This is a genomic window from Staphylococcus sp. mip270_02, assembly GCF_054031535.1.
On the sequence record NZ_CM132934.1, the window covers coordinates 221,299 to 235,369 of the forward strand.

Below are 14,071 nucleotides of genomic sequence, written 5' to 3' on the forward strand. Positions count from 1 at the left end.
ACCTCATTATGACTGTCAGAATATAGTAAAACACAAATTTAATATTAGCTCAATCATACTTTAGGCTTATCTAATTTGAATTCTTAATATTTAATTATTCGAGTTTTATTCAATTATTATATATTTATCTATAATTGGAATATTTACACATATACATACCCTAGCGATATTGCTTTAAAAACCCTCCTTGCCACCAAGTAAAAAGAATTGAAAAATATAAAGTGCTATGCTAAAATCAATCAAAGACTTAAAGTGTCTATAATAACCTTATAAGTAAAAGCATATTTCAAACTTACTTATTAAATAAAGGAGCTTTTATTTGAATAAAGATCGTTTTGACCAAATTGCGCAAAAATACGATGCCCCTGAAAGAATACACCTTGCTCATATTATTACCAAAGCAATAACGCAACAAATTAAAGATACAAACTATCAAACTTTGCTAGATTATGGTGGTGGCACTGGCCTTGTAACATTAAATATCGCAGATTATTTTGAAGCAGTTACGCTCATAGATGCTTCTCCACAGATGGTAGATATTTTTGAACACAAGGTGTCAGATTTAAATCAAACTTCCATTAAAACATTGGTGGGCGACGTACTATTAGACGATACAATACTTAACCACAAAAATTATGATGTTATTGTGTTATCTTTAGTCTTGCTACATAGTGGTAACTATCAATTATTATTACAGAAGCTTTATAATCATCTAAATAGTGGGGGCATGATTATACTTGTTGATTTTGATAAAAACGAAAATATTTATCATCCAAAAGTATATAATGGCTTTGAACAAATGGATATCATCCATATTTTTAACGAATTAGGCCTGATAAACCCACAGATTAATACTTTTTACAGTGGTCAGAAAATATTTATGAAGCAAGATGCAAGCTTATTCATAGCTACAGGCACCAAACTATAGATTTTCATATTTATAAAGAGAGGCTCCGTGACACAAATTGGTGTCACGGTTTTTAATTATCTAGTTAGTAGACGACCAATATCGATGCCCTTGCCTCTGTCATCAGGGGTATCAAATAACTTTACAATTATTGAAGTGTTTGTCCCTTTATTTAAGACTGAAACCTTGCTTTTAATGACATTTTTTCTATATCTGATAAGAAAGTATAGTTAATCGCACGTTGATTAATGTATTCAATTTGCTCTAACGTAATCATTTGGTTATCTACTAACAATTCATACTCTTCATTCAAGGAAGTTTGAGTAACCGTCCGATTGTCAGTATTTATAAGAAATGGAATCTCTTGTTCTAACAAATAAGAAATATTTAATTCTTTCAAATCTGAAATTGCTTTTGTCTGAATATTACTTTTAGGACACATTTCTAATAGTACATCCTGTGCTTTTACAAACTGTAAGGCTGCCTCATCTTGATTGATAGCAACGCCATGACCAATGCGTTTTGCCCCTAATTTGATAGACTCTATCACATTTTGCATACAACCACACTCACCTGCATGCAATGTGAGATTGAAACCTTGATCTAAGGCATATTGAATAGGTGGTGCTATATCATTAGGAGGGAAATCTGCCTCAGGACCCGCGAAATCAATACCGTTGATGACTTTACTATCGTATTTTTGAATAAAATCGAAAAGTGCTTTATTAACTTCAGACTCATGTTGTCGCATTGCACAAACTAATAAGTTAACTTGAATATCTAATGTGTGAATAGCCTCTTGTACGCCTGTTTCAACCGCTTCTATCACTTCAGTTAACGTTAACCCTAGATCCATATGAAATCGCGGTGCGAAGCGAATTTCAATGTATTTCACATTATCGCGTTGTGCCTGTTGTACAACATCAACAACCGCTCTTCTTAAAGCATCATGTGTCTGTAAAACTTTTAATATTTCATCAAAACATTGTAAGTATTCATCTAAACTCTCACAATTACTACTCACAAATAGACGCTCTTCATTTAAATTTATGCCTTGCTCCATCGCTAATTGTCTAATTAATTCAACACTAGTAGAGCCATCTAAATGGCAATGTAATTCAACTTTAGGGATATCTTGTAGCGTTTTATTCATATCTGACTGACCTGCCTTACCTCTCAAATGTCACCATTAATTTTTAATACGGAAACAAAAAGATTTTTTAAAAATTTTATCTATATACTATATCACGACGTTAAACACAATACTATAAACGCATATGATAAAGGAAATTTTATTTTGAATAAAATCACACAATATAACACGATAGCAAATAAATATCATCACGCTATTGAACAGAGCAATTCAATAAAAAAACTGCCAACAAGTCTTCAGACTAAGTCGACAGTATTATGAGTGATCTAAAAGAAATTACATAAAGCCCTTAAGTATATAACATATAAAACGTTAGCGTTACTACTTGCCGCCTAAATAACCTATAGTAACTAATGAAATGCCTAAACCTAAAAAGCATACACAAAGTAAGATTACAATGATTTTCAATTCAGTCATGAAATGTTTTCTACTTTGTCCTTTATTAATAAGCAAGATACCTATAACAATATCTAAAATAAAGACTGAAATTAAAGTGTAAGCAATGATATTTAATATGGTCATCCCATCTTCCCCTTTTAATGTTATACATAAGTCTTATTGTAAAACTATTATTGTGTTACTAAACTACTAAGCACACACGGTCATATTTGGCTTAATTTGTAAGACTTAAACTTTTGTACTTACAAATTAAATATATTGATGTGCTTTTAAATAATCGATGATTTGAGTAACTGCATCTTCGACACTATATTGCTCTGTATCTATTACAATTTCAGGATTTTGTGGTTCTTCATACGGTGCGTTTATACCTGTAAATCCTTGAATCTCACCGTTGCGTGCTTTTTGATATAAACCTTTAGGGTCTCTTGCTTCACATTCATCCAAGCTACATGAAGTGTAAACTTCTATAAATTCATCTTCTGCTAATAGTTCACGAACAACGTCTCTATCTGCTTGATAAGGTGAAATAAATGCGGTCACTGTGACTAATCCAGCGTCGACCATAAGTTTACTCACTTCACCAATACGACGAATATTTTCCGTACGATCGTCTGGGCTAAATCCAAGATTTTTATTAAGCCCATGTCTCACGTTATCTCCATCTAAACGATACGTATGAACTTGTTGATCATATAAAACTTTTTCCAATGCTACAGAAATTGTAGATTTTCCTGAACCTGATAATCCAGTAAACCAAATAACTGCACTTTTATGGTTTTTACGCTGTTGTCTTTCTTCCTTAGTTACTTCTGACGCATGCCAAGTAATATTTTTTGAAGTAGTCATAATCAAGCTCCTTTAAAGTTATTTTTCTTGTAACCCTTTAATAAGTACTGCCGCTACTTCAGGTCTTGAGAACTCTTTAGGTAATGATTCACCGTTTTTCAATTTTTCTCGAACTTTTGTACCACTTAGATGTAAGTGTGAAGAAGCATCATGCGGACAAGTTTTCGCTGTTGCCATGTTTTCACAAGATTCACAGTAGAAAGCATGCTCAAACTTCAAAATTTGTATTCCCAATTCTGCTTCATATTGTGCAATTAATTCTTGAGCTTCATATGTACCATAATAATCACCCACACCTGCATGATCACGACCAACAATAAAGTGAGTACAGCCATAATTCTTACGCACTGTCGCATGCAATATTGCTTCTCTTGGGCCAGCATAACGCATTGCTGCTGGATATATAACTAAGCGTGTTCTATTTTCTGGGTAATAATTTTCAAGAATAACTTCGTAACTTTCCATTCGTACTTCAGCTGGAATATCATCAGATTTCGTTTCTCCTACTAAAGGATTTAATAGAAGTCCATCAACTGACTCCAAAGCCGCTTTTTGAATATATTCATGTGCGCGGTGTACTGGATTACGTGTTTGGAAACCAACAATTGTCTTCCAATTTAAATCGTAGAATAGTTGTCTCGTTTCTGCTGGATCTAAATGATAATCTACAAAGTCGTCATGTTTTGGTCTATCTAATAAATGAATCGGCCCAGCTAAATATACACTACCTTTTTCATAAACTTTTGCTACACCTGGATGTTCTACATCTGTGGTTCCATATACAAATTGTGCTTCTTTCTCTTTGTCGTAAGTATACTTCTCTTCTAGTTCAAGCACACCGTATAAATGATTGTCTTCCCCATATAAAGCAATGCGCGAACCAATTTCAAGTTCGTTAGCTTTATCCTCAGTCACTGGTAAAGTGATTGGGATACTCCATACTAAACCATTACTCAAATGTAAGTTCTCTACTACCTCAGTATAGTCTGCTTCATTCATAAACCCTGTTAATGGACTAAAGCCACCGATACCAATAAGTTCTAAATCTGATAAACTCCATGGGTTTAATGTAATAGCCGGTAACGAATCTACTACTGCTAGTAATTCCTCTTTTAAAGTTGTATCTGCTTCTCTATTAATCAACGTTCCACCATGTGGTCGAATTGTATTTTCTTTAATTTCTTTAGTTAATGGCAATTGAAAAAACTCCTTTTTAATCTACTTCACGCGCATTGACGTTGGCATTATTTTTAGTGAATATAAATGGTAATTTCTTGTTTTGATATAAAGTGAAGAATAATAAACCAATCCAAATAACAATTAGTGCTATTTTCACTGAGATTGAAATTGCTGGGCTTGCTTCAAATACACTTAATAAAGAACTAGTATTTGTGAAAATTATTAATCCACTGACACAAACAGCTAAAATATTCATAGGTAAAATCTTAACTAAATAAGCTGCAAATGGTGCTGCTATTAAACCACCAATACTTAATGCAATTACTAAGCCCCAGTTAATCTGGCTCCATCCTAAAAAGATAATGAAACTAATAGAAGCTGAAACAGTTACAAAAAATTCACTCGCAGAAACTGTTCCTATTGCATATCTTGGTTCTAATTTTTTCTGAGCTAATAACAATGGCGTATTAACTGGTCCCCAGCCACCGCCACCAACAGAATCTAGAAAACCTGCAACTGCACCTTGTGGGATCATTGAATATTTACCAATGCTTGAAGGTTCTTTAATTTCATGTTTATTTCGTTTATATAAAAATTGATATAAAATATAAAAGCCCATCGTTAATAAAAATATCGCGATAAATGGTTTGATAAATTCACTGTGAATGTGGCTCAAAAATGCTGCACCTATAAAAGCCGTGACAGCACCTGGAAGTGCCAATTTAATCATCGTTGGCTTATGTACATTATCAAACTTCCAATGTGATGTACCAGAAGCAGCTGTTGTAGCAATTTCTGAAAAATGTATGGTCGCAGAAACGATAGCTGGCGCTACACCAAACGTTAATAGTATAGATGAGGAAGAGGCGCCAAAGCCCATTCCAAGTGAGCCATCAATTAATTGTGCAAGAAAACCTGCAAGTGCAAATATAAATAATTTATTCATGCGTCGTACTCCTTCCGACTCTATTTCATTGATTCAAGCCTTTTTATCATTTCAAGTTGCTTATTTTTCTCTCTATATGGCTGAGTTAAAACCATTTTCAAAAAGTCTTCTTTTTGGCTCATAGACAATTGCGTTTGTTTAATCTTTTGTCTACATTCATATAAAAAATCAACATAATCTCCATAACTATCATCAAAACGTTCTTTAAATTCTGATAAAATTTGTGCTGTTAGCTTAGGGCTAGCACCATTGGTAGAAATACTCAGTGTCAACTTCCCTCGCCTCAATATACTTGGAAATACAATATCACCTTCCTTAGCAATGGATGTCATATTGATGAATGCATGAGGAGGTTTTGAAGCTAGAATTTGTTGGTTAACTTCGCTATTATTGGTTGCAGCAATGATTAAACTTGCCTGCTTTATATCTTTTGCTTCGAATGATTTTGCATGCCATTGTACGCCGTCTTGCTTAACCATATGACGTAAATGCTCGGAAATTGTAGGGCTAATGATGTGAATATCTGTCGCATAATGTACTAACGTACTAACTCTACGTTCAGCAACTTTGCCACCACCAACGACAACAATTTGCTTTTGAGAAATATCTATCATAAGTGGTAGAAATGGCATAACATCACTTTCCTTTTTAGATTGAATTACTGAGTCACATATTCAAAAGTCTCTTCAACACGATCTTTTAACGCGTCTTGCAAATGTTTATGATTACCTAATCGTTTACAGAGTATAATCTCTTTGGCCTTCCCATATTCAACAACTTTCTTAGAAATTTGTTGATCTAGTATGCCTGTAAACCATATATAAGGTACAATATAGATTTGTGAACATTCTGAATGGACAGCATTATGCAAAGCTTGTTCAAAGGAAGGCTTACAAGCTGCTAAATAACATGTTTCGATATCATTAAATCCAGTTTGCTCTTGCAATTGGCACTTAATTGTCTCTACATCTATTTGAGTTTGTGGGTTATAACTCCCCCTACCGATGATGAGTACTTTGGCATCAGTTTTTGGTGTAACACCTGATGCTTCAATCCTCTGTTTTAAAATGCTAGTCAATCTTGGTTGCACACCTAAAGTCTCACCATAAGTAACATGGACGTTTGGATGTTTTTGTTGATTACGTTCAATTTCTGATGGAATGTCCTTGAAATAGTGACCAGCGCTTAATAACAATACAGGTATCACTGAAATTTCAGTTGCGCCTTTATCAACTAAGCTTTGGAATCCTTGTGATAAGTCTGGGCTTGCTAATTCTAAAAAGCAGGTCTCTTGCAGGGCCACATCAACTTGTACTTTTACTAAATCAATAAATGCTTTAGCTTCATTGACAGCATCGGGCACTCTACTACCGTGACTTACATATAAGACGCCTCGCATACTTACCCCTCCGTTTCTATCGCCCTCAATAACACTGGTTCATGTTATTGATATGTTAGTTTCGCGATTGCTGATTCAACTGGCATCTCATCAAACCAGCTAATGCGCTCTCTTAATTTGACTACTTCACCGACAACAATCATTGCAGGATTTTCAATGTCTTTTGCAACTTCAACAATATTTGATAACGTCCCTACCACAGTTTTTTGAAATTCTGACGTTCCTAAACGTACTAAAGCAACAGGGGTATCAGTAGCTCGGCCATGTTTGATTAACAACTCACTAATTTCAGGTAATTTTTTAACACCCATATAAATACATAGTGTTTCTGGCCCTAGGGCAAGGTGCTTCCAATAACTATCTTTATCTATATTTTTATTAATAACACCGGTAACAAATGCTACTGATGAACTATAGTCACGATGTGTTACCGGAATGCCTGCGTATGCTGGCGCCGCTACTCCAGAAGTTATGCCAGGGACAATTTCAAATGGAATATGGTGCTCAGCTAATATTTCCGCTTCTTCTCCACCTCTACCAAATATAAAAGGATCGCCACCTTTTAACCTAGTTACTACCTGTCCTTTTTTGGCTAAATTCACGAGTAATTTATTCGTGTCTTCTTGCGGCAACGAATGGCGATTAGGATCTTTACCACAATACATAAATTTTGCTGCAGGTGATGCATGATTTAACAATTCTTTATTCACCAATCGGTCATACAAGATTACATCTGCTTGTTCAATTGCTTTTAATCCTTTGACTGTAATCAGATCAGGATCTCCAGGCCCTGCGCCTACTAAAAATACTTTGCCCATCCTGTCACCACTTTCTCAAATTTTAACTATGGAATGTCTGTCCATCTCTTACTTCTTCAACAATTCCTGCACGTACAACGAAATCTCCGAAATGCTCTCCTTCAGTTCTTTCTTTTGCATATTGGATTAATATTGGTTTTAAACTTTCTAATATTTCTGCTTCACCAATATTTTCTTTGTAGATTTTATTTAATCTATCGCCTGTAAACCCGCCACCCAAATACATATTATATTTGCCTGGGCCTTTACCAATAAAAGCAATTTCTGCTAATGCCGGCCTCGCACAACCATTTGGACATCCAGTCATTCTAATCGTAATTTCTTCTTCGTTTAATCCTGCTTCATCAAGTAAGTTTTCAATTTTACTAATGAGTGAAGGTAGGTATCTTTCTGATTCTGCCATGGCTAGACCACATGTTGGGAATGCCACACAAGCCATAGAATTTCGTCTCAGACCTGTATAATTTTCACCGTCCGTAATGCCATACTCAGCGATAATTTTTTCGATTTCGGGTTTTTTATCTGCAGACACATTGGCAATCACTAAATTCTGGTTAGGCGTTAATCTAAAATCACCTGTATGAATTTCTGCTATGTTTCTTAATGCAGTTTTTAATTTATATTCTTTAGTGTCTTTGACGCGCCCATTTTGAACAAATAATGTATAGTGCCATTGGCCACTGCCTTCTGTCCAACCGTAGCGGTCACCATTGTCATCAAAGTGATATGGACGTGACTCTTCTAATTTCCAGCCTAAACGGTTATTGATTTCATTTTTAATCCAATCAACGCCAAGTCTATCTACCGTATATTTAAAGCGGGCATTCGTACGTACTTCACGATTACCATAATCTCTTTGAACAGTTAAGATTTTTTCACAGACATCTACGACTTCTTCTTTCGGGAAATACCCGATAAGACGTCCAACTTGTGGATATGTGGCTGTATCACCATGTTTCATACCCATACCACCGCCTACAGTGATATTGAATCCAACAAGTTCATCGTTTTCTAAAATAGCAATCAATCCAATATCTTGAGAATACACATCTATATCATTTGATGGTGGTACTGCGATACCAATCTTAAATTTACGTGGAAGATATGTTTTACCGTAGATTGGCTCTGGCTCTTCATCACTTGTATCCAATACTTTTTCACCATCTAACCAAATCTCATGGTATGCCTGTGTCTTAGGTGAAAGATGTCGGCTAATATCGCTTGCGATTTGATTAACTTCACTATGCACATCAGATTGGTAGGGATTAGGGTTGCACATCACGTTACGATTCACGTCTCCACATGCTGCGAGTGTATCTAGCAACGATTGATTGATGTCTTTCATCGTTTGTTTTAAGTTATGTTTTAAAATGCCATGAAATTGAAATGCTTGTCTTGTTGTTAACTTTATTGTGTTATTCGCATATGTGTTTGCAATATCGTCCATCGCGATCCATTGATCTGCTGTCGAAGCACCACCTGGCGCACGCACCCTAATCATAAAGCTATAGGCCGGTTCTAACTTTTGTTTTCTACGTTCATCACGAATGTCTCTATCGTCTTGCATGTAACTACCATGGAACTTTAACAGTTTCGTGTCTTCTTCAGCAATTGCACCTGTCACTCTATCTGCTAAACCTTCAACAATCGAGCCACGAAGATAATCACTGTCTGTTTTAATACGTTCCATTTCATCGAGTTTGTCTGAAAAATTCACTTTTGTTTCAGCCATATCATCATCCCTCTCTTAATAAACATCTCTTTGATAACGTTTGTCTTTTTTCATTTGAGTAAGATACGCTTCTGCATCTGTTTCAGACATACCACCCTCTTGTTCTAAAACATAACGTATGGTTTCATGTACATCTTTTGCCATATTTTTTTCGTCACCACAAACATATAAGGTAGCACCATCTATCAACCACTGATAAAACTCTTCGCTTTTCTCTGCAATGCGGTGTTGGACATATACTTTTTCATCAGTATCACGTGAAAATGCCACATCTAATTTGGATAATGTTTCATCTTTTAACCATGCTTGCCATTCCGTTTGGTATAAAAAGTCGGTTGTGAAATATTGTTCACCAAAGAATAGCCATGTATTTCCAGATAATCCTAGCTCTTCACGTTCTTGTAAATATGATCTAAACGGCGCTACGCCTGTACCAGGACCAATCATAATTACAGGTGTTGTTTCATCAAATGGGAATTTGAAATTTGGATTTTTCTTTAAATATATTGGAATTGTATCTCCCGGTTGTACGCGTTCAGCTAATTGTACAGAACACACTCCATTACGAGCTCGTTCATGTGCTTCGTATCTAACTGCGCCAACAGTTATATGAACCTCATCAGGTGTTGCTTCGTAACTACTTGCTATAGAATATTCTCTTGGTGGTAATTTTCTTAAGAATTTATATAAGTTTTCAGGGCTTAAATTTGCTGCTGGGAATGCATTTAATAGGTCGATAACATCACGGCCATCAATGTATTGTTGTATCCACTCAGCATCTTCTACATGTGCAAGTAATTCGGTATTACCAAATAACTCAGCTGCTTTTTGTAATAATGGTTTCGTTAATTTTGTAACTTCAAAGTGTTCTGTTAATGCTTTTTCTAAAGTTAATGTATCACCATCGTCATTAATATTTACTTCTGTCTCTTTATCCCAGTCTAATGTCTCGATTAATGATGACACTATTTCTGGATCGTTTTGAGGTAAGACTACGACACAGTCTCCAGGTTCAAATGATTCTCCATAATTGTCTAACAACAACTCAATGTGTCTAACTTCTTTGTTAGATCCTCTACCGTTGAGATTAATATTTTCTAGCACTTCTGCTTGATATGGATTCGCTTTGGTATAAAGTTTTTCTTTTGCTGATTGTACAGTTTCAGTGGATGTTACTGTTGGTTCGTTACCAGAAGATTGGTTGATTATTTCAATATTCGTGTTCATCCATTTTTCGGCTAATTCATCAAAATCTAAATCACAATCTTGTCTTTCAGCTAATTGTTCAGCGCCTAACTCTAGTAACCTCGCATCAAAATCCTTACCAGTTTGACAGAAATATTCATACGATTCGTCACCTAAAGCTAATACTGAGTACCTTACATTTTCTAATTTCGGTGCCTTACGACTATGTATAAATTCATGGAATGTAAGTGCATTATCTGGAGGATCACCTTCGCCATGTGTTGCAGTAATGACAAATAGATCCTCTACTTTTTTCAATTCTTTTGGTTTAAATTCGTCCATTGCTGTTAATTTCACTGTATGATTTTGTTCAACAAGTCGGTCGGCAAATATTTCAGCTAAACTCTGTGCATTCCCTGTTTCAGAACCATAAACGACAGTGATGTGACGGTTACTTATTTCCGTTTCTGATTCAGAATTCAATACATATGCTGCTACTTGTTGTGGCACTTCAGAAGCTGATTCTTGTGTTACTTGTTGTGCCGTAAGATAACCACTTAGCCAAATTTGTTGTTCTGCTGTTAATGTTTGAAAAATTTGATTTAATTGCGCTGCCTGTTCGGCGTCAAAAGGGCTATTCGATACTGATAAATTCACAATGCGTTCACCTCAATTTTATTTTTAAAACTCATGAATTTTTAAATCCTTCCCTTTATTTTTAATTAATATATAAATGTTAATTAATTGGGAAATATTTTAAAATGGTACTATATTCAATCATTCAATTCTATATATACCCGATACGAATACTAAGGTATTAGAGTAAAATTTTTTCTAACTTACTTTATGGTTTATTAGTGGTATGAAGACCACATTCTGTTTTAGTAGAGTTACTCCATCTACCTGCTCTTGAATCTCCCGAACCTGAAACAGCTGCTGTACATGGAATACAACCAATACTCGGATAATTAAAATCATGTAATTCGTTATAATGTAAATCATATTTTTTGATATATGCCCATACATCGTCCCATGTCCAATGGATAAGTGGACACACTTTAACAGATTTAAATCGCTCATCCTTATTAATAAAATTAGTAGACTGACGACTTGGTGATTGCTCTCTTCTTAATCCTGAAACCCAAGCTGTTGCACCAGACAACACTTCTTCTAGTGGTTTAATTTTACGAATATAACAACAATGATTGGGATCATTCTTCCAAAGTGCTGGGTTAAATTGATCGGCTTGTTCTTCTAAAGTAAGATCTGGCTGCTTAAGTTTTATATTCAATTCTGGATAACGTACTTTAACACGATCTATTAAATCATATGTTTCTTGGAAATGAAGGTTTGTATCTAAAAACACAATTTCAGCATCTTTTTTCACACTGTAAATTAAATCAATTAAAATCATACCTTCAGCACCAAAACTACATGAATATATAATAGAGTCGCCATATGTTTCGTATGCCCATGAGATAACTTCACGAGCACCTTTTGTTTCATCTGTGATATCTAATGTATCAAAAGCGTTTGACTCAAAGTTCTCATACGTAATTTTTGCTTCTGACATGAATGGGTCATCCCCTTTTCTTTTAATGTGCTTTGATTAAAAGTTCACGTTATATTTATTTTTTAGAATTATTCGAAAATAATTATGTTAAACACTTTACTCACTGATTTTTTTTATGTCAAGTTCACCTTTTAATAATTAAAAATGTTAAATTTCTGCTAATTTCATCAAGTGAAAGCGCTATAAACGCTTATTTAAAACGTTTTTTAATAATAATTTTAAAAAAACAATTATAATAATCTAATGATTGCAATATCGCTCAAACGTGCGTTTTTATAGCATTTCTATATTTTTTGAAAAATTTTTAAATTTTTATAATGATTCTAATTTAAAAGCAAAAAATACCAACAAGCATTTAAATGTTTGTTGGTATTTAGTAAATTTTTTATTATATATATATTTATTAGACTGAAAAGCTCAATCTCGGTATGAATGTTTCAAAATGGACATGATCCATTGAAATATTCAGTGACTGTAATTCAGCGATCATCGCTTTTAGGAATGAATTACCTCCACATACGTATACCTCAGTGTGTTCGTCCACATACCGACTCAATTGTTCTGTTTCAATAAAGCCATCACTATCACGAAAATGCTTAATAAAAGAAGCATTTTCTGATTGCTCAGTTATTTGATTTAATTTTTCTTCAAAAGCGACATTTTCTGCATTTGATGTTGATTGTAAAAATATTGCAGGTGTTTCAACTTTTACTGCTTCATCATACATGGATACAAGTGGTGTGACTCCTACGCCAGAACCTAAAAACAGTTGCTTATTTGATTTATTTTCCAATTTAAAACCGCCAACGGGTGCAGATAACATTAATGTATCGCCAACAGCCACTTCGTCGTGTAAAATCGTTGATACTTCACCTTCATGTGTTTCAGTCATATCTCTTCTGACACCAAAAGTTAAGAAATCAATACCCCCATCGACAATAGAATAATGTCTTTTAGCTTGATACGGTAATTTATCGCTAGAAATATCTACAGTGATGTATTGTCCAGGTATAAATTGACTCAAATCTATTTCATCAGATTTAACAGTAAATGATTTAATTAATTCTGTTTCCTTAGTAATTTGTGTAACTTCAAATGGTTTAAAACCTTCCCATATCATTTGGCTATATACTTCATTTTCTAAACCAATAAATGCGTCAGCAATTTCACCATATGCTTTTACCCATGCTTGAATAATTGGATCTTCATCTTTCAACCCAGTTACTTCTTCAATAGCCCAAATTAAATTTTCACCGACAATTGGATAATGTTCCGGTTTGACTTGTAGTGCACAATGTTTATACACAACTGGCATAATTGCTGGAACAATTGGCGTTAAATCTTCAATATTTTCTGCTGCAGCAACTACAGCCATTGCTAAAGCTGAAGATTGTAGCCCTTTTTTTTGATTCGTTTGATTAAATACATTTTTCAATTCTGGGTGCTCTTCAAATAACCTTTTATAAAAAATTGCAGTAATGTCTTGCCCTTTTTCTTTAAGTAATGGTACTGTTTCTCTAATTGTTTGAATCTCTGTTTCGCTTAACATTTGACCCCTCCTACTTAGTTCCTTATTCCCATTATTATCTAACATTAAATTACCTTGCAATATTATATAATTAAATTCACATAATCATCACACGCCATATTCATAAATCTGTAACTTTTTTATTTTTAATTAATTTATCGAAACAAAACGATTATAATAACCTATTAATATTTTATTAACTCAATATTAAACATAAATAATATCAAATCTAATTAAGTTTATAATTTTTAAAGCGGCGTAGTTGATCAAATTAATGAAAACTAACTGGCAACTCATGAGCGTCATATTATCTATAAATGTCATATTTTAAATTGTGTTACTGGAAATAAAAATGACAGAAATAATATTCTTCTAAAATAGTTTCTGTCTCACATTCTAAATG

Annotated in this window: 13 protein-coding genes; 1 reads left to right on the forward strand and 12 read right to left on the reverse strand. The window is 34.2% G+C overall.

What is annotated here, in order from left to right; translation table 11 throughout:
- The first annotated feature begins 319 nt into the window (after nucleotides 1-319).
- A complete protein-coding gene (locus tag ACW5YJ_RS00965; protein ID WP_017723596.1) occupies nucleotides 320-928 on the forward strand; it encodes a class I SAM-dependent methyltransferase in 609 nt (202 codons plus the stop codon).
- A 151-nt stretch (nucleotides 929-1,079) separates the two neighbouring features.
- On the opposite strand, the gene add is transcribed toward ACW5YJ_RS00965, so the two are convergent.
- The 12 genes from add to ACW5YJ_RS01025 form a co-directional block, all read right to left on the reverse strand.
- Nucleotides 1,080-2,060: an adenosine deaminase gene (gene add / locus ACW5YJ_RS00970; protein ID WP_457338334.1), complete on the reverse strand. Its 981-nt coding sequence runs from the start codon at nucleotides 2,058-2,060 to the stop codon at nucleotides 1,080-1,082.
- A 321-nt stretch (nucleotides 2,061-2,381) separates the two neighbouring features.
- Nucleotides 2,382-2,582 (reverse strand): hypothetical protein, encoded by a 201-nt coding sequence (locus ACW5YJ_RS00975; protein WP_107551244.1) that lies wholly within the window; start codon nucleotides 2,580-2,582, stop codon nucleotides 2,382-2,384.
- A 126-nt stretch (nucleotides 2,583-2,708) separates the two neighbouring features.
- Nucleotides 2,709-3,308 (reverse strand): adenylyl-sulfate kinase, encoded by a 600-nt coding sequence (gene cysC, locus ACW5YJ_RS00980; protein ID WP_457338335.1) that lies wholly within the window; start codon nucleotides 3,306-3,308, stop codon nucleotides 2,709-2,711.
- An 18-nt stretch (nucleotides 3,309-3,326) separates the two neighbouring features.
- A complete protein-coding gene (sat, locus tag ACW5YJ_RS00985) occupies nucleotides 3,327-4,505 on the reverse strand; it encodes a sulfate adenylyltransferase (RefSeq protein ID WP_107551243.1) in 1,179 nt (392 codons plus the stop codon).
- Between the two features lie 16 nt (nucleotides 4,506-4,521).
- Complete coding sequence (locus tag ACW5YJ_RS00990; protein WP_017723601.1) at nucleotides 4,522-5,433, reverse strand: sulfite exporter TauE/SafE family protein; 912 nt, start codon at nucleotides 5,431-5,433, stop codon at nucleotides 4,522-4,524.
- 20 nt (nucleotides 5,434-5,453) lie between these two features.
- Complete coding sequence (locus ACW5YJ_RS00995; RefSeq protein ID WP_457338336.1) at nucleotides 5,454-6,047, reverse strand: NAD(P)-binding protein; 594 nt, start codon at nucleotides 6,045-6,047, stop codon at nucleotides 5,454-5,456.
- Nucleotides 6,048-6,091: 44 nt separating this feature from the next.
- Nucleotides 6,092-6,832 (reverse strand): sirohydrochlorin chelatase, encoded by a 741-nt coding sequence (locus tag ACW5YJ_RS01000; protein ID WP_457338337.1) that lies wholly within the window; start codon nucleotides 6,830-6,832, stop codon nucleotides 6,092-6,094.
- Between the two features lie 44 nt (nucleotides 6,833-6,876).
- A complete protein-coding gene (gene cobA, locus ACW5YJ_RS01005) occupies nucleotides 6,877-7,650 on the reverse strand; it encodes a uroporphyrinogen-III C-methyltransferase (RefSeq protein WP_017723604.1) in 774 nt (257 codons plus the stop codon).
- A gap of 22 nt (nucleotides 7,651-7,672) precedes the next feature.
- Nucleotides 7,673-9,382 carry an NADPH-dependent assimilatory sulfite reductase hemoprotein subunit gene (locus tag ACW5YJ_RS01010; RefSeq protein WP_017723605.1) on the reverse strand — a complete coding sequence of 570 codons (1,710 nt, stop codon included), beginning with the start codon at nucleotides 9,380-9,382 and terminating at the stop codon, nucleotides 7,673-7,675.
- Nucleotides 9,383-9,397: 15 nt separating this feature from the next.
- Nucleotides 9,398-11,224, reverse strand: a complete 1,827-nt coding sequence (locus tag ACW5YJ_RS01015) for an assimilatory sulfite reductase (NADPH) flavoprotein subunit (protein ID WP_017723606.1) — start codon at nucleotides 11,222-11,224, stop codon at nucleotides 9,398-9,400.
- A 187-nt stretch (nucleotides 11,225-11,411) separates the two neighbouring features.
- On the reverse strand, nucleotides 11,412-12,140 hold the full coding sequence (locus tag ACW5YJ_RS01020) for a phosphoadenylyl-sulfate reductase (RefSeq protein ID WP_017723607.1): 729 nt from the start codon (nucleotides 12,138-12,140) through the stop codon (nucleotides 11,412-11,414).
- A gap of 403 nt (nucleotides 12,141-12,543) precedes the next feature.
- Entirely contained in the window at nucleotides 12,544-13,689 is a 1,146-nt protein-coding gene (locus ACW5YJ_RS01025; RefSeq protein ID WP_457338338.1) for a globin domain-containing protein, read from the reverse strand.
- Nucleotides 13,690-14,071 lie beyond the last annotated feature (382 nt).